We start from the raw sequence: 15,807 nt of genomic DNA, 5'->3' as shown, positions 1-15,807 counted from the left end.
GGACGGCATCACCGACCCGCACCAGCTCCAGCAGATCCTGCGGCGCACGGTCGGCAAGTGGGTCAACGACACCTACCGCCGCCGTCGTGTGCGACTAGGGGTTGTGGCCCGGCCAGCCGCCCGGTTGCTGCGGCTGCTGGGGCTGGACCGACAACTGGGTGGTCTGCGGGGGCTGCTGCTGATACGGCTGCGGCGCGTACTGCGGCTGCTGGACCGGCTGCTTCGGCGGCGCCCAGCGCATCAGGAAGATGCTGACGGCCAGGAGCGCCGCGGCGAGGATGTAGAGCCAGATGCCGCCACCGGCGCTGGCCTCGATGTCGATGTCGGCTTCCTCCCAGGCCTCGCTGCCGAAGGCGCTGTTGAGCTCGATGACGGGGTGGAGCGCGGCGGCGGCGGTGATCGCGGCCAGGCCGATGCCGCCGAGCTTGGCGGCCCACTGGAGCCCCGGCTTCACCCCGGCGGCGGCCCAGCCGACGAGGACGACGAGGACGAGTGCGGGCACGAGGCCGGGGAGGCCGACACCGGCGGTGTCGACCCCGTAGCCGCCGACCTCGTCGGCGTCGCTGCCGCCGAACGAGATCTGGGGGATCAGGGAGCCGACCGCGAGGAGCAGCAGACCGACCCCGGCGAGACCCAGCCCGACTGGGGTCGGGCGGTCCGGACCGCTCGGGAGGAGCTGCTGGTAGACCGGCTGCTGCGGCTGGCTCGGTTGCGGCTGGGAGGAGTACTGCGCCTGATGGGCTGCGTGGTCGCTCAAAGGAGGGATCACACCTAACTGTGCATCACGGTGAGGATGGGTCACCTTGTCGGACAAGGGGCATGCGACTACGCATCCTAAGGGGTCCTTGCCAATTCGCTAGCTCCTGGCGCGGATCGGCAGCGGGTTCGGCGGTTCGATCCTGAGCTCGTTGACGACCATGTCCGCAGGGGTGTTGAGCAGGTCCACGATGGTCTTCGCGATCGAGTCCGGGCTCGTGGCGCGCGCCGGGTCGTAGTCCGCGTCGTACTGCTCGCGAACGCTGCGCTGCATGTCGGTGGCGAAATGCGAGGGGTACACGCTCGTGACCCGCACGCCGTTCGGCTGCTCCTCGGCGCGCAGCGAATCCGCCAGCGCGCGGAGCGCGTGCTTGCTCGCCGCGTACGAGCTCCACTTCGGCCCCGCGCTGATCCCGGCGCCCGAGTTGACGAAGACGACGTGGCCGCGCGCCGCGCGCAGCGCCGGGAGCAGGGCCCGGGTCAGCTCGGCCGGGGCGGTGATGTTGATCGTGAGGGTCTGCTGCCACCACTCCAGGGACTGCTCGGCGACGGTGCCGATGTGGACGACACCGGCATTGTGGATCACGCCGTCGAGCCGTTCGAGGCCGAGTTCGGCCACCGCGTCGGCGATCGCCGCGGGCTCGGCCAGGTCGAACACGAGCTTCCGGTCGTGCGGCACGCCGTCCAGTGCGGACTCGCTGCGCGCGTGCGCGATCACCTTGTCGCCGCGCGCGGTGAGCTGCTCCGCCAGGGTCCGGCCGAGACCTCGGCCCGCGCCGGTGACCAGAATCGTTTTCGACATGCCGTCACATTAACCGCTTTCTCGGTTGCCTTCGGGCCGACTCAGCTCGGCATGAGGGCGGTAACGTATGGGACATGATGGCCAGGACGAGCGGCAGTTCGGGCGGCGCCGCCCGCAAGGGGGGCACGGTCCGCAAGAGCAGTGCGCCCTCGGCGCGCCGCAAGCCCGCCGCTGCCGCCAAATCGCCTGCGAAACCCGCCGCCCGCAAGGCGGCGAAGCGAAGCGCCAAGAAGGCGACCGCCAAGCAGAGCCCAAAGAAGACGTCCGCCGTCAAGAAGGCCGCACCCAAGCGCCGGGGCATGGACGCGGTCCCCGGGCCGCTCGAGGCGCTCGGCCTCGGCCTGCGCGGCCTCTGGGTCGGCACCGCACGCTCCACGGGCTGGATGGCCCGTTCCGTCGGCAAGGAGGCCGCCACGGCCCGCGACATCGATCCCGCGCACCGTCGAGACGGCCTCGGGCTCTTCCTCATCGCCATCGCGATCGTCCTGGCCTGCGCGGTCTGGTTCGACATCGCCGGCCCGATCGGGGAGCGACTCGCGTTCATCCTCGACTGGCTGCTGGGCCTGGCCACCCGCGCGCTCCCGGTGCTGCTGATCCTTTGGGGGCTGCGCGTGATGCGCCAGATGCCGCCGGAGGAGGAGACACACGGGCGGTCGCTGGTCGGCTGGACTTCGATCTGGCTCTCGAGCCTCGGTCTCCTGCATCTCATCTCGGGCCTGCCGTCCGATATGGGCGAGCGGATGGTCGCGGGCGGCCAGATCGGCTGGCTCGTGGGCGGCGGCCTCGCGCTGGGCGTCTCGGCGTACGTGGCGTTCCCGCTGCTGATCCTGCTGCTGCTCTTCGGCGTTCTCGTGGTGACGGCGACGCCCCTCAACCAGGTGCCGTACAAGCTCGGCCGCCTCTGGGACCTCGCCACCGGCAAGGTCGACACCTATGAGGACGACGAGGGCGAGGACGAGGCGCCGAGCACCCGCAAGTCGCGCGCCGAGAGCCGCGAGGCGAAGCGGCTCAAGGAGGAGGAGGCCCGCCGGGTCCACCACCCCACCACCGTGCTGCCGCGCCTCGCGCCCGAAGAGGTGCCCGAACTGAACTCTGAGCACGTCTCCGCTCGCGATTCGACGCCGATCGCCGAGCCCGAGCCGGTGCGGGAGCCGCCGAAGCACTCGCCGCCGCCCAAGCGGATCGAGCAGCCGACCCTGTCGGACGGCGGCGCGGCCATGGACGGCGACTACCGGCTCCCGTCGATGGACCTGCTGCCGACCGGTCCGACCGCGAAGAAGCGCTCGAAGGCCAACGACTCGGTCATCGCGGCCCTGCAGGAGGTGTTCGCGCAATTCCAGGTGGACGCCGCGGTCACCGGCTTCACCCGCGGTCCGACCGTGACCCGCTACGAGGTCGAACTCGGGCCCGCGGTCAAGGTCGAGCGGATCATCCAGCTGTCCAAGAACATCGCCTACGCCGTCAAGAGCTCCGACATCCGGATCATCAACCCGATCCCGGGGAAGAGCGCCGTCGGCGTCGAGATCCCGAACACCGACCGCGACGACGTGGCGCTCGGCGACGTGCTCCGCTCGCCGCTGGCCCAGTCCGACCCCCACCCGATGATCGTGGGCCTCGGCAAGGACGTCGAGGGCGGCTACGTCCTCACCAACCTGACGAAGACCCCCCACCTCCTGGTGGCCGGAGCCACCGGCTCAGGCAAGGCACTTGCCCTCTCTGAGCCGATTCCGACGCCCGACGGCTGGTCGTCCATGGGTGAGCTGCAAGTCGGTGACCGTGTTTTCGACGAGCACGGCGTGCCCTGCACGGTCATCGCGGCGACCGAGATCATGGAAGACCGGCCTTGCTACGAGGTGGAGTTCTCAGACGGAACGGTCATCGTCGCGGACGCCGAGCACCAGTGGGTGACCACGACCCGCTCCGATCGATCCAAAGCGCGGGGCCGCAAGGACGACTCGTACTGGTCCGAAGACGAGATCCTCTGGATCAAGACGCGCGCTCATTCGGTTCTCAGGCTGCCCGATATCCCGATGTCGACCACACAGGTCATCGATGACATCGGAGCGCGGTACAAGGACGTCCTTTTCCAGGTCGTCAAGGACATTCCGGTAGTAGACGGCGCCGCGACCGCTTTCTATGAACGAGGCGGGAAGACCGTCCGGATGAGTGTGCCTGTGCGGTCTGGTCATGCCATGTACCAGGCCTTGGCCGATCGTGTCTCGATGCCAGGGCGGTCCGCGAGGCGCCAGGAGCGGCAGAACATCACGACGACGGCTGAGATCGCAGCGACACTGCGGGTGGAGGGCCGAGGTCAATCCTGGGCGAACCATTCGGTAGCGGTCGCCGGGCCACTGGCCCTGCCTGCCGCCGACCTGCCTGTTGCGCCCTACACGCTCGGATGCTGGCTCGGCGACGGCTCAACCGGATCCGCCCGGTTCACCACCGCGGACGAAGAGATCCTCGACGGCATTCGTGCCGTTGGCTTCGAGGCGATCGGACCCAAGCACATTCCCCGGCGGTATCTGCGCGCATCCGAGCAGCAGCGGCGCGACCTGCTCGCAGGCCTGCTCGACACCGACGGGACGGTTTCGAAGAAGGGCAACATCGTCTTCGCCGCGACCAGTAGGCGTCTGGCTTACGACTTCCTCGAACTGGTGCACAGCCTCGGGTACCAGGCGACAGTCGCAACCAGGCCGGTGAAGGGACGGAAGCCGGAGTCCTCGGTTTGCTATTCGGTCTCGTTCACGACCGCAGACCGTGTCTTCCGGTTGAGCCGGAAGGCCGATCGGCAGGTCGCCTCCACCCGGCCGACCGCTCGCGAGCGGTACGTTGTCGATGTCCGACCGGTGCCCTCGGTTCCGGTGCGGTGCATCGAAGTTGACAGCCCGAGCCACCAGTTCCTGGCGAGCCGGTCGATGGTCCCGACGCACAACTCGAGCCTCATCAATACGCTGCTGGTGTCGATGCTGGTGCGCGCCACGCCCGAGCAGGTGCGGCTGCTGCTCATCGACCCCAAGCGGGTCGAGCTGACCAACTACGAGGGCGTGCCGCACCTCGTCCATCCCATCGTGACGAACCCGAAGAAGGCGTCCGACGCCCTCCAGTGGGTCGTCAAGGAGATGGACATGCGCTACGAGGACCTCGCGAAGGCCGGTGTGCGGCATGTGGACGACTTCAACCGCAAGGTGCGCTCGGGGGAGCTGAAGACGGATCCGGCCTCGGGCCGCGAACTGCGGCCGCACCCGTACCTGCTGGTGATCGTCGACGAGCTGGCCGACCTCATGATGGTGGCGGCCAGGGACGTCGAGGAGTCCGTCGTGCGCATCACGCAGCTGGCGCGCGCGGCCGGCATCCACCTGGTGCTCGCCACGCAGCGACCGTCGGTCGACGTCGTCACCGGCCTCATCAAGGCCAACGTGCCCTCGCGGCTCGCGTTCTCGACGTCGTCGCTCGCCGACTCGCGGGTCATCCTCGACCAGCCAGGCGCCGAGAAGCTCGTCGGCCGCGGCGACGGGCTGTTCCTGCCGATGGGCGCCTCCAAGCCCGAGCGCATCCAGGGCGCGTGGGTCTCGGACGACGAGATCGAGGCCGTCGTCGAGCACGTGAAGTCGCAGATGGAGCCGCAGTTCATCGAGGAGGTCACCGCCACGCCGGGCTCGACGCGCGAGATCGACCCCGACATCGGCGACGACCTCGAGCTGCTCATCCAGGCCATCGAGCAGGTCGTGACCACCCAGTTCGGTTCGACCTCGATGCTCCAGCGCAAGCTGCGCGTCGGCTTCGCGAAGGCCGGGCGGCTCATGGACCTCATGGAGACGCGCGGCGTGGTGGGCCCCTCGGAGGGGACGAAGGCCCGCGACGTGCTCGTGAAGCCCGAGGAGCTGGACGGCGTCATCGCCTCGCTCCAAGGCTGAGCGAAGACGAAAGGGGCCGGTCCGCGGAAGCGGACCGGCCCCTCTTCGTCGGCTATGCGAAGCTGACGGCGATCTCGTGGTTCTTGTCGCCGGTGATCGGCAGCGAGACGTCCTCCTCGGGCCACTTGACCGGGCCCTTCGGGTGGAAGTTCAACGTGAAGTCGAGCGCGTCGGCGGGCACGTCGTACGTGAGGGTGAACGTGCGCCAGACGCCGTTGCTCAGGTTCTCGTCCGCGTGGTCGGCCGTGAGCGCCGTCAGCGCGCCCTCCGGCCCCGAGACCTTCAGGGCGTCCTCGAGGTCGATGCCCCATTCGAGGCCGCTGGCCGAATGGAGCCACCCGAACTCGATCGTCAGGAGCGCCCGGTCCGGTTCGGCCACCCAGCCCGTGCCGGGCTCGAAGACCTCGCGGGTGAGGGCGAACTGCGTCTGGTAGCCCCAGTCGTCGAACCAGTACTCGTAGCTGCCCTTGGTGGTGTAGCCGTCGACGGAGCCCTCGACCACCTCGGTGTCGACCGCGGCGGTACCGGTGTAGAGCGCCTGGATGAGGCCTTCACGGGTGCGTTCGCGCAGGTCCATGGTCTGGGCGCGCTCGACGTCGACCACTTCGAGCGTGATCGGGGCGTCCTTCTTCGCGACGGTGAAGTAGACCTCGCCGGGGGCGGGCACCTCGCCGTCGAAGTCCCACGCGCGGTCGCCGATCTTCAGCGTCGCGGAGAGCTCGCCGGCCTCGGCGTTGAACGGGGCCTCGACGCCGGTCTCTGGTGCGAACTGGACGAGCGTGAACTCGTACCCGGGCTCGGGGGAGTACAGGCTCGCGTGCTCGCCGAACAGGTAGTCGAGCTGGAAGCCCTCCGGCAGCTCGTCGAAGGACGCGACGCATTCGACGCGGAGCGCGAAGTGGGCGCCCACGAGGAGGCCCTCGTCGCCGGTGAACCGCGACGCGTCGTCCGCGGGGCACACCGACACCGGGATCTCGTCGCTGGTGAGCGTGTAACCGGCGCGCGTATGCAGCGTCCCGGTGGGCGGCGCGCCGCACGCGGCGACCGTCAGCACCGCGGCCGTCGCCAGCAAGGCGAGGCCGGCGCGACGGAGCGTCCGGGTGCGGTGGGCAGGGCAATGGGCTGGGGCGATGTCTTTGGGGGACATAGGACAAGCCTAGGGTATGGCCGCCACGTGCGGTGATCGACTGTTGCCCCTGCGCAGAAGCATCATGAAAGGCCCCGATTGTCCGCAGGTATTCACCCCGTAGCGGGCCGTTCGACACGCTTCCGGTTAGGTCGGTCACCCTACCGCCAGCATCACCGCCAGCATCACTGTGGCCCGTCCCGCCGCCGGGGGCAGTCGCGGCCCGTCGGTAGGTACGCTTTCCTGGTGTCTGCAGCTCATTCGACCCGTTCCGAGGAATCGACCGCACGCGAGGCCGGCAAGAGCGTCGCGCTCCTGACGCTCGGCTGCGCCCGCAACGAGACCGACTCCGAGGAGCTGGCCGCCCGCCTCGCCGCCGGTGGTTGGCGCATCAGCGACGACGGCGAGAACGCCGACGTCGTCATGGTCAACACCTGCGGCTTCATCGAGCAGGCCAAGACCGAGTCCATCGACGTCCTCCTCGACGCCTCCTCGACCGGCGCGAAGGTCGTCGCGACCGGCTGCATGGCCGAGCGCTACGGCAGGGAGCTGGCCGAGAGCCTGCCCGAGGCCGACGCCGTGCTCGGCTTCGACCACTACCCGGACATGGCCGCCCGCCTCGACGACATCCTCGCCGGGCGCAAGGTCGAATCCCACCAGCCCTCCGACCGCCGCAAGCTCCTGCCGCTGGCCCCGGCCGCGCGCCAGAGCGCCGCCGCCGTCATCCCCGGCCACTCCCGCGCCGCGCAGGCCGACGGCGCGGTCCTCGAAGCCGGCGCCCCGCAGCACCTCGCGGTCGTGCGCAAGCGCCTCACCGACGGCCCCGTCGCGAACCTCAAACTCGCCTCCGGCTGCGACCGGCGCTGCACCTTCTGCGCGATCCCGTCCTTCCGCGGCTCCTTCGTCTCCCGCACGCCCGAGGAGATCCTGGCCGAGGCCGCCTGGCTCGCCTCCGAAGGCGTCAAAGAGCTCAACCTCGTCTCGGAGAACACCACCTCCTACGGCAAGGACCTCGCCGACTCCCAGGCGCTGGAGCACCTCCTGGAGGGCATGGCCGCCATCGACGGCATCGAGTGGATCCGCCTCTCCTACCTGCAGCCCGCCGAGCTGCGCCCGAGCCTCATCGAGGCGATGCAGCGCACCGACAAGGTCGTGCCGTACTTCGACCTCTCGTTCCAGCACTCGTCGGCGAAGGTCCTGCGCCGGATGCGCCGCTTCGGCTCCACCGAGAACTTCCTGGCGCTGCTCAAGCAGATCCGCGACGTCGACCCGCTCGCCGGGGCCCGCACCAACGTCATCGTCGGCTTCCCCGGCGAGACCGAGGAGGACGTCGAGGAGCTCATGGGCTTCCTCGAGGAGGCCCGCCTCGACTCCACCGGCGTGTTCGCCTACTCCGACGAGGACGGCACCGAAGCGGTGGACCTCGACGGGCACGTGGACGAGGACGTCGTCTCGGAGCGGCACACCCGCGTCGCCATGCTCGTCGACGAGCTCGTGAGCCAGCGCGCCGCCGAGCGTGTCGGCGAGGTCATGAAGGTCCTGGTCGAGTCCGTGGAGGACGACGGCGTGGACGGCCGCGGCGCCCACCAGGCGCCGGAGGTCGACGGCACGATCGCGCTGGTGGGCGAGGTCGAGGGCCTGGAGGTCGGCGATTTCGTGACGGCGAAGGTGATCGACTCGAACGGTGTCGACCTCGTGGCGGAGATCGTCGAGGAGGCCTGGTGACCACTGAGGATCGGCCGGTCTCGCCGTGGAACATCGCGAACGTGGTGACGGTGGCCCGGATCTTCCTGGTGCCGGTCTTCGCGGTGTTCGTGGTCCTCTCGGGGCTCGAGCACCCGGGTTGGCGGATGGCCGCCTGCGCGCTGTTCGTCTTCATCTCCGCGACCGACTTCGTGGACGGCTGGCTGGCGCGCTCGCGAGGCCTCGTCACCGATTTCGGGAAGCTCGCGGACCCGATCGCGGACAAGGTCCTCATCGGGACCTCGCTGGTCCTGCTGAGCTATTACGACGCGTTGCCGTGGTGGGTGACGGTGGTCATCCTCGTGCGTGAACTGGGGATCACGGCGCTGCGGATGGCGGTGCTCCGCCGCACGGTGATCGCGGCGGACCGGGGCGGGAAGCTCAAGACGGTCCTGCAGATCACGGCCGTGGCCTGGTACCTGTGGCCGTGGCCTTCGCCGCTTGACGCCGTGGGCCCCTGGTTGATGGGGGCTGCGCTGGTGCTCACGGTGGTGACGGGAATGGATTACCTCTGGAAAGCATTCAAAACGAAGAAGAGCGAGCCGAACCGGACGAGATAGGCTTGCTGGACCCACCTAAGCTCATGTGAGCTATCGCGGCGCGGAGGAGAATCCTATGGTGTTGTTGCGGGAACTGCTGGGAGAGACCCTGCGGCGCCGACGCCGCGCGCAGAAGCGGACGTTGCGGGACGTGTCGAAGCAGGCCAATGTGAGCCTGGGCTATCTTTCCGAGATCGAGCGCGGCCACAAGGAGCCTTCGAGCGAGCTGCTGGCCTCGGTGTGCGGGGCGCTGCAGGTGCGCCTGTCCGAGGTGCTGGCGGAGGTCTCGCGCGAGGTCGCCGTCCATGAGCGCGGTGACGAGTCGTCTCAGGGCCGTCAGGTCGCGGTGCTGCCGCTGCCGCGGGACAAGGCGGCGCCCTCCAAAGAGGTGCTGGAGGAGGCCGCGCGACGCCGTCGTGCCCTCTCGGCCGCGCCCGCTTCGATCGCGCAGGTCCGGTCTCGGCACCGGCGTGGCGAGGTGACCGATTCGGTGGTCCGCGCGGCGGCCTGAAAACCGCCGATGATGTAGTTTTGGCGATTGAGGCGTCACCCTGTCCCACGCGTGTGGCGCCGATGTCCGACACTAGAGGCATGTCGGCGTTGCTGAACACATTTATGGCTCGCAAGCTTCGCCAAGGAGCACCGGAAGGACCCCGATAATGGCCAATCCGTTCGTCAAGGGCTGGAAATACATGATGGCGCTCTTCGGTGCGAAGATCGATGAGCATGCCGACCCCAAGATCCAGATCCAGCAGGCGATCGAGGAAGCGCAGAAGCAGCACCAGGCGTTGGTGGGGCAGGCCGCTTCTGTGATCGGGAACCAGCGCCAGCTGGAGATGAAGCTCAACCGCTCGATGGCCGAAGTAGAGCGTCTGCAGGCGCAGGCCCGCCAGGCCCTGGTGCTCTCGGACAAGGCCCGTGCCGAGGGCGACGAGCAGAAGGCGCAGCAGTTCGAGTCCACCGCTGAGATCCTCGCGGGTCAGCTGGTCTCCACCGAACAGTCCCTCGAGGACATGAAGGTGATGCACGACCAGGCGCTCACCGCTGCGGACCAGGCCAAGAAGGCCGTCGAGAACAACCAGATGATCCTGCAGCAGAAGCTCCAGGAGCGCACGAAGCTGCTCGGCCAGCTCGAGCAGGCGAAGATGCAGGAGACGATCGCCTCCTCGCTCGAGTCGATGTCGCAGACCGCCGCCCCCGGCAACGTGCCGAACTTCGACGAGATCCGCGACAAGATCGAGGGCCGCTACGCGAGCGCGATGGGCCGCGCCGAGCTCGCCTCGAACTCGGTGGAGGGCCGCCTCCTCGAGGTCAACCGCGCCACGCGGGACATGGCCGGCGCCTCGCGCCTTGACCAGATCCGCGCTTCGCTGGAGGGCGAGCAGCTCTCCGGCGGCAAGACCGGGGGCCCGGCGATCGAGTCGAAGGAGTCGGTCACGAACGCCCGCCTCGCTGACATCCGCGCGTCCCTCGGCAACGACGAGGGCACGGCCGAGCCTGAGGCCGACACGACCAAGAGCTGACCTGGGGGGCCGACGGTGGACGCGAAGGACCGCAAGCGCGTACTGAAGCGCCTGCGTTCCCGCTTGTCCTCCGCCAAGTCCTGGACCACGACCGCGGGAGGCGCTGCCGCTGGCAGCGCTTTCTTCGTGCCTTATGCCGGTCTGGGGGCGCCGGACGGGATCTGGGTGACGGTGGCGGGGTTCTCGACGGCGATGGCGGTGGTCCGCTGGCTCGACTACCGACGGCTCGCGCGAGCGATCCCGGCCGCTGACCGGGCGTCGCTGGAGCTGCACGGTCCGGCGCAGCTCTCGAAGGAGGCGCGCGGCCTGTTCGGTGAGACGGCCGAGGCCATCCGGCGCGGGCGCATCCGGGCGCAGTTCCGCCGCAGCCGGGCGCTGCAGCCGTACGAGCGGCTGGAGCGGGCGTCGGTCGCCGCGGAGCAGATGGCGAAGCGCCTCGAAGGGAACGACGAGGCGGTCGCGATCCTCGCGGGGGCGTCGAAGGCCGGGCGGGAGCTGTACCGGCTCGCGCTGGGCGTCAAGGACGTCGAGGCGGCGATCGCGATCGCGCCTGAGGTCAAGCGCGCCGGTCTGGGCGCGAATCTGGACCGCATGGTGGAGCGCCTCGAGACCGGCGTGGCCGCCTATGAGGACATGGTGAGCGCGGCGGGGGAGTGCCTGGCGGGTTCGATCGGCCTGCAGCAGGCGCTGTCGGCGCATCACTCGGACGAGACGCTGGACCTGCTCACCGATGCCGCGGACCGCTTGCGGGCGGCCGGAGACGCCGCGAGCGAGATCCGCGGGAGCGTCGGGCCTCCGGCGGCCGGCTGACCGCCGTCCTTATGGGCCTAAAGGTAAGTTTGTCTCATTTGATGTAATTCAGCGATGAAGACATTTCTGCTCAATGCCGCCGCGGTCTCGGCCGCGATCCTGCTGGCCGTCGGCGCTCCCGCTCACGCCCAGTCCGTGCCTGTGCCCGACGGCGGAGTCAAGCTGTTCCTCAAGGACCACCCGGACCTGCCGATGGCGGTGGTCGACGGGGTCCCGCGGCTCACCGATGAGGGCGACCTCTGGGAGCTCGGCGGTGACGAGGCGGACATGCAGGACCTCGGCGAGTACCAGATCATCCACCGGGGCTCGGGGCAGTGCCTCGTCGCCGACACTGGCGGCGGTGCGACCGCCCACGTGTCGCTCGCCGACTGCGCGGACGCGCACAGCTGGACGATCGTCTACGACAACCCCGGCCACCGGGACTTCCGCTTCGTCGCGCCGGGGGACTACCTCCTGGGGCTGCACGAGCGCTCCGACGCCGTCGAGGGCGCCGAGGTGCTGGCCGTCCGTGAGGACCCGAGCGACAGCATGCACTTCCACGAATGGCTCACCGAGTCCGGGACCGCCACGCCGCCGCCGAACGAGATCACGCCGGTGCCCGATCCGTCGTTCGAAGCCGAATCACCGGCTTCTGCTGCTGCTGCCGCCGCCGCCGAGTCCGCCTCACCGAAGCCGGCCCTCCCGACCACCGGCGCCGGCCTCGGCATCGGAATCGGCGCCGGCGCCGTGGCGCTCGCCGGGGGCGCGGCCCTCATGCTGTGGTGGCAGCGCCGCCGCGTGCTGCGAGCGGACTGGTGAGAGGGCAAGGCGCGCAAGCGCTCGGCCCGAAACGACGCGACACACTGAATCCCAGGATATGGGAAATGATGGCTCGCGACCACCGCCGGTGGCATACTACTTTTCGTGACCTTCCAGCTCGTGATTAGCTGCGGGCGTTCCGCGGAGCATCGTCGTTAGATGCCCCCGCCGAACGCCAGACCTCCTGCGCCCGCAGGGGGTCTTTTTCGTTCAGGGCAAACGAACGTTCAGGTAGGCCCCGCGGCGGCCGGACCGATAAGTACAGAAACCTGGAGCACCAAGTGACGCAACCAGATCCGCAAACGGGCAGCGAACCTGCGAAGAGCGGCGGGGATTTCCACGTCTTCGACACCACGCTCCGTGACGGCGCGCAGATGGAGGGCCTCCGCTACTCCGTCGCCGACAAGCTCGCCGTCGCCGAACTCCTCGACGAGCTCGGCGTCGACTACATCGAGGGCGGCTGGCCCGGCGCGATCCCCTCAGACACGGAGTTCTTCGCCCGCGCAGCCGAAGAACTGAACTTCAAGCACGCCAAGCTCGTCGCCTTCGGCATGACCCGCCGCGCCGGTTCGAGCGCCGCCGAGGACCCGGGCTTCCAGGCCCTCCTCGACTCGCGCGCCCCCGTGCTCTGCCTGGTCGCCAAGTCCGACATGCGCCATGTCGAGCAGGCCCTCAAGACCACCCCCGAAGAGAACCTCGCGATGATCGCCGACTCGGTGCGCACCGGCCGCGAGCACGACCGACAGGTCTTCATCGACTGCGAGCACTTCTTCGACGGCTTCCGCCACGACCCCGAATACGCCAGCCTCGTCGTCCGCACCGCGCTCGAAGCCGGGGCCGAAGCGGTCGTCCTGTGCGACACCAACGGCGGCAGCATCCCCTCCGACATCACCACCGTGGTCACCGACCTGCGCACCCGCCTCGAAGCGGTCCTCCCGAGCGAGCGCGTACGACTCGGCATGCACGCCCAGAACGACACCGGCTGCGCCGTCGCCAACACCCTCGCCGCCGTCCAGGCCGGCGTCATGCACGTCCAGGGCACCGCCAACGGCTACGGCGAACGCCCCGGCAACGCGAACCTGTTCAGCGTCATCGCGAACCTCGAGACCAAACTCGGCCTCAAGGTCCTGCCCGAGGGCGGCCTCGAGCAGCTCACCCGCATCTCCCACGCGATCGCCGAGATCGCCAACATGATCCCCGACGAGCACGCCCCCTACACCGGGCACGCCGCGTTCGCGCACAAGGCCGGCATCCACGCCTCCGCCATCAAGGCCGACCCGGCCCTGTACAACCACGTCGACCCCGCCGTGGTCGGCAATGACATGCGCATCCTCGTCACCGAGATGGCCGGCCGCGCCTCCGTCGAACTCAAGGGCCGCGAACTCGGCATCGACCTCTCCGGCGACAAAGCCGCCCTCGACCGCATCACCAAGCGCGTCAAGGAACTCGAGTCCAAAGGCTGGTCCTTCGAGGCCGCCGACGCGTCCTTCGAACTGCTCGTCCGAGACGAAGTCGAAGGCGGCCTCCCCCGGCCGTTCAAACTCGACACCTACCGCGTCATCGTCGACCACGACCCCACCGCGGTCACTGTCGCCGAAGCGACCGTGCGCCTCGACGTGGACGGCGAACGCGTCATCGCCACCGCGCAGGGCAACGGCCCGGTCAACGCCCTCGACGCGGCCCTGCGCAGCGCCCTGGCCGCCCGCCACCCGCGCCTGGCCGAGCTCACGCTCTCCGACTTCAAGGTCCGCATCCTCGCCGGGTCCAAGGGCACCGACGCGGTCACGCGCGTCCTCGTCTCCATGAGCGACGGCGAATCCGAGTGGACCACCGTCGGCGTGGCCCCCAACCTGATCGAGGCCTCCTGGAACGCGCTGGCCGACGGCCTCGCGTACGGCCTCAACCGCCGCGGGCACTCGAAGACCTGAACTCCTACCGACCCCGTGCGGCGTCCCACCAGCGGCGCCGCGCGGCACCAGCACGGCCCGGTCCACGAGACCGGGCCAGCGCCTGAACCGCGCCGATCGTGCGGCAGGCAGTGAAAAAGGGCCCGACACCGTGAGGTGTCGGGCCCTTTGGCGTCGCCCCGCTAGTCGAAGACCGCGAAGCGCTTCTGCACATGGGTGCCGCTCCCGAAGGTGGTGAACGAGCCGCCCACGGTCAGGTTCGCGCCCGACGGGTTCGCGGTCGCGTCCCAGGCGCCGATGATGCCGTTCGCGGCCGGGTTCCAGTCCAGCAGCTTCCCGTTCATGTCGACCGCGAGGAGCTTCCCGCGCTGGGCGCGAACGCCGTCCACGCACTGGCCCTGGGGACCGGCGTGGTTGGTGACGCAGGCCTTGTCGAAGTGGCCGCCGCCGATGACGGTGGTGCCCCAGACCTCGACGGTCTGCATGCCGCCGTCGACGGCCTGGTACCAGAGCGTCGCGCCGCTGCGCGTGAGCGCCCGGACCTCGCCGCCGCGCCCGTCGAGCGCCGCGTAGACGCGGTCCCCGGCGACCTCGATCTCGCGGGTCAGGACGTACACCTTGGACTCGAACGTCGGGTCGACCGCGCCCGTGGACGGGCTGACCGCGCCGAGCTTCCCGTACTTCTTCTCGCCTTCGATCATCGTGAACGCCCCCGCGACGTACAGGCGATCGTGGCCGTACTGGAGGTCGCGGACCGCGCCCTCGGCGACCTTCGGCGTGAATCCCGTGACGGGCGCGCCGTCGGCGGCGCTGACGGCCGCGAGCGCCGGCTGGGCGAAGCCGCTCACGTTGCTGAACGTGCCGCCCAGGTAGACCGTGGAGCCGATCGGCTCGATCGCGTACACGGTGGCCGAGGGCCTCGGGTTCCAGGTCGTGTCGAGTTCCCCGGTGTCGAGCCGGAAGCGGGCCACGCGGGAGCGGGCGACGCCGTTGATCTCGGTGAACTTCCCGGCGACGTACAGGTAGTCGCCGCCGGTCTTGACTTCGTGGACCGGTCCGTTGAGGACCGGCGCGAACGGCAGGAGCGCCCCCGTGGCCGAGTTCACGGCCGCCAGATAGGTGCGGCTCGCGAAGGTGCCGTCGGTGTTGCGGGCGCGGGTGAATACCCCGCCCGAGTAGACGATGTCGCCGTGGTAGTCCACCTTGTAGACCTCGTCGTTGAACGAGGCGGACGACTGCGGCAGGTTGGAATCGATCGCTCCGGCGGGCGCCTGCGCGATGAACAGGGCCCCGAGCAGTACGAAGAGTGTGGTCAAACGGCGCATACGGCAGTCTTGCACGCAGGATGCGGCGCTTGAGGCATTCACGGCGGCGCGTCACGCCCTGAACCCGTTTCGCCGCGGCTCGGCGTTTTCCAAAGGAGACGTCACCTGGCGCGCGTGCGGGCCCCGGCGCCGGGTGAATGCCGTGACCGCGCGGTTGGTGAAGCCGTACTAGAGTTGCCGTGTGACTTCCTACAAGACCGATCGTGCCCGCGCGGCGGCCATGGCCGCGGATTCGGCCGTGTATGGGCGCCGCCGTTTCATGTCCGGCTTCCTCCTCGGCCTCGTGATCCTGGTGATCGCGGCCTTCGCGTTCGGTTTCGTGCTCGTGGGCGACCTCGGCGAGACCCTCAAGGTCCGCTTCGGTGCGACGGCCCTGTCGCTGCTCGTGGCCGCGCCGCTGACCTGCGTGCTGGGCTTCTTCATCAGCATGTTCGGCAAGGTCCGCCGCCTCGGCATGGGCATCGTCGTCGGCGCGCTCGTCGGCTCCGCCCTCATCGGCGGCATCTTCCTGCTCGTGCGCTAGCGCGCTGCACTGGCCGCGCTCGCGCGGCAGCGTGATTTGAC

12 protein-coding genes and 4 pseudogenes are annotated in these 15,807 nt (G+C 69.4%); 12 read left to right on the top strand and 4 right to left on the bottom strand.

Annotation, left to right across the window (positions count from 1 at the left end):
• Window positions 1-94 precede the first annotated feature (94 nt).
• Both O1R50_RS21065 and O1R50_RS21060 read right to left on the bottom strand, forming a co-directional pair.
• Window positions 95-757, bottom strand: coding sequence for a hypothetical protein (locus O1R50_RS21065; RefSeq protein ID WP_270112173.1), 663 nt, complete (start codon window positions 755-757; stop codon window positions 95-97).
• A 99-nt stretch (window positions 758-856) separates the two neighbouring features.
• Entirely contained in the window at window positions 857-1,558 is a 702-nt protein-coding gene (locus O1R50_RS21060) for an SDR family oxidoreductase (protein ID WP_270112172.1), read from the bottom strand.
• 74 nt (window positions 1,559-1,632) lie between these two features.
• Between O1R50_RS21060 and O1R50_RS26490 the strand changes: the two are divergent.
• The 4 pseudogenes from O1R50_RS26490 to O1R50_RS26620 form a co-directional block, all read left to right on the top strand.
• Window positions 1,633-2,424: pseudogene (locus tag O1R50_RS26490) on the top strand (DNA translocase FtsK 4TM domain-containing protein); the annotation flags it as partial.
• Between the two features lie 357 nt (window positions 2,425-2,781).
• Window positions 2,782-3,276: pseudogene (locus O1R50_RS26630) on the top strand (DNA translocase FtsK); the annotation flags it as partial.
• 33 nt (window positions 3,277-3,309) lie between these two features.
• Window positions 3,310-4,302, top strand: a pseudogene (locus O1R50_RS26625) (LAGLIDADG family homing endonuclease); the annotation flags it as partial.
• Between the two features lie 189 nt (window positions 4,303-4,491).
• Window positions 4,492-5,472 (top strand): annotated as a pseudogene (locus O1R50_RS26620) (FtsK/SpoIIIE domain-containing protein); the annotation flags it as partial.
• 52 nt (window positions 5,473-5,524) lie between these two features.
• Here the strand turns inward: O1R50_RS26620 and O1R50_RS21050 are convergent.
• Window positions 5,525-6,619 (bottom strand): hypothetical protein, encoded by a 1,095-nt coding sequence (locus O1R50_RS21050; RefSeq protein WP_270112170.1) that lies wholly within the window; start codon window positions 6,617-6,619, stop codon window positions 5,525-5,527.
• Between the two features lie 225 nt (window positions 6,620-6,844).
• Between O1R50_RS21050 and rimO the strand changes: the two genes are divergently transcribed.
• From rimO to cimA, 7 genes are all read left to right on the top strand, one after another.
• Entirely contained in the window at window positions 6,845-8,323 is a 1,479-nt protein-coding gene (gene rimO, locus O1R50_RS21045; RefSeq protein ID WP_270112169.1) for a 30S ribosomal protein S12 methylthiotransferase RimO, read from the top strand.
• A complete protein-coding gene (gene pgsA / locus O1R50_RS21040; protein ID WP_270112168.1) occupies window positions 8,320-8,901 on the top strand; it encodes a CDP-diacylglycerol--glycerol-3-phosphate 3-phosphatidyltransferase in 582 nt (193 codons plus the stop codon). Before rimO ends, pgsA begins: the two co-directional genes overlap by 4 nt.
• A 55-nt stretch (window positions 8,902-8,956) precedes the next feature.
• A complete protein-coding gene (locus O1R50_RS21035; protein WP_270112167.1) occupies window positions 8,957-9,391 on the top strand; it encodes a helix-turn-helix domain-containing protein in 435 nt (144 codons plus the stop codon).
• Window positions 9,392-9,539: 148 nt separating this feature from the next.
• Window positions 9,540-10,403: a PspA/IM30 family protein gene (locus O1R50_RS21030; RefSeq protein ID WP_270112165.1), complete on the top strand. Its 864-nt coding sequence runs from the start codon at window positions 9,540-9,542 to the stop codon at window positions 10,401-10,403.
• 15 nt (window positions 10,404-10,418) lie between these two features.
• Window positions 10,419-11,213 (top strand): phage shock envelope stress response protein PspM, encoded by a 795-nt coding sequence (gene pspM / locus O1R50_RS21025; protein WP_270112164.1) that lies wholly within the window; start codon window positions 10,419-10,421, stop codon window positions 11,211-11,213.
• 54 nt (window positions 11,214-11,267) lie between these two features.
• On the top strand, window positions 11,268-12,011 hold the full coding sequence (locus O1R50_RS21020) for an RICIN domain-containing protein (protein ID WP_270112163.1): 744 nt from the start codon (window positions 11,268-11,270) through the stop codon (window positions 12,009-12,011).
• Window positions 12,012-12,385: 374 nt separating this feature from the next.
• Complete coding sequence (cimA, locus tag O1R50_RS21015) at window positions 12,386-13,939, top strand: citramalate synthase (RefSeq protein ID WP_408612774.1); 1,554 nt, start codon at window positions 12,386-12,388, stop codon at window positions 13,937-13,939.
• Window positions 13,940-14,100: 161 nt separating this feature from the next.
• On the opposite strand, the gene O1R50_RS21010 is transcribed toward cimA, so the two are convergent.
• Window positions 14,101-15,234, bottom strand: coding sequence for a delta-60 repeat domain-containing protein (locus tag O1R50_RS21010; RefSeq protein ID WP_270112161.1), 1,134 nt, complete (start codon window positions 15,232-15,234; stop codon window positions 14,101-14,103).
• A gap of 190 nt (window positions 15,235-15,424) precedes the next feature.
• Between O1R50_RS21010 and O1R50_RS21005 the strand changes: the two genes are divergently transcribed.
• Window positions 15,425-15,766: a hypothetical protein gene (locus O1R50_RS21005; protein ID WP_270112160.1), complete on the top strand. Its 342-nt coding sequence runs from the start codon at window positions 15,425-15,427 to the stop codon at window positions 15,764-15,766.
• Window positions 15,767-15,807 lie beyond the last annotated feature (41 nt).

It is taken from the genome of Glycomyces luteolus, from assembly GCF_027622875.1.
Taxonomy (GTDB): Bacteria; Actinomycetota; Actinomycetes; order Mycobacteriales; family Micromonosporaceae; genus Glycomyces; species Glycomyces luteolus.
The sequence above is the reverse complement of the archived record's forward strand: the minus strand, read 5'-3'. Positions and strand labels throughout refer to the sequence as shown.

What these genes read in the sequence shown, in the direction of transcription:
- O1R50_RS21060 (WP_270112172.1), bottom strand. Translation starts at nt 1,558, where the DNA reads ATGTCGAAAACGATTCTGGTCACCGGCGCGGGCCGAGGTCTCGGCCGG.
- O1R50_RS21050 (WP_270112170.1), bottom strand. Translation starts at nt 6,619, where the DNA reads ATGTCCCCCAAAGACATCGCCCCAGCCCATTGCCCTGCCCACCGCACC.
- O1R50_RS21035 (WP_270112167.1), top strand. Translation starts at nt 8,957, where the DNA reads ATGGTGTTGTTGCGGGAACTGCTGGGAGAGACCCTGCGGCGCCGACGC.
- O1R50_RS21030 (WP_270112165.1), top strand. Translation starts at nt 9,540, where the DNA reads ATGGCCAATCCGTTCGTCAAGGGCTGGAAATACATGATGGCGCTCTTC.
- O1R50_RS21020 (WP_270112163.1), top strand. Translation starts at nt 11,268, where the DNA reads ATGAAGACATTTCTGCTCAATGCCGCCGCGGTCTCGGCCGCGATCCTG.
- cimA (WP_408612774.1), top strand. Translation starts at nt 12,386, where the DNA reads ATGGAGGGCCTCCGCTACTCCGTCGCCGACAAGCTCGCCGTCGCCGAA.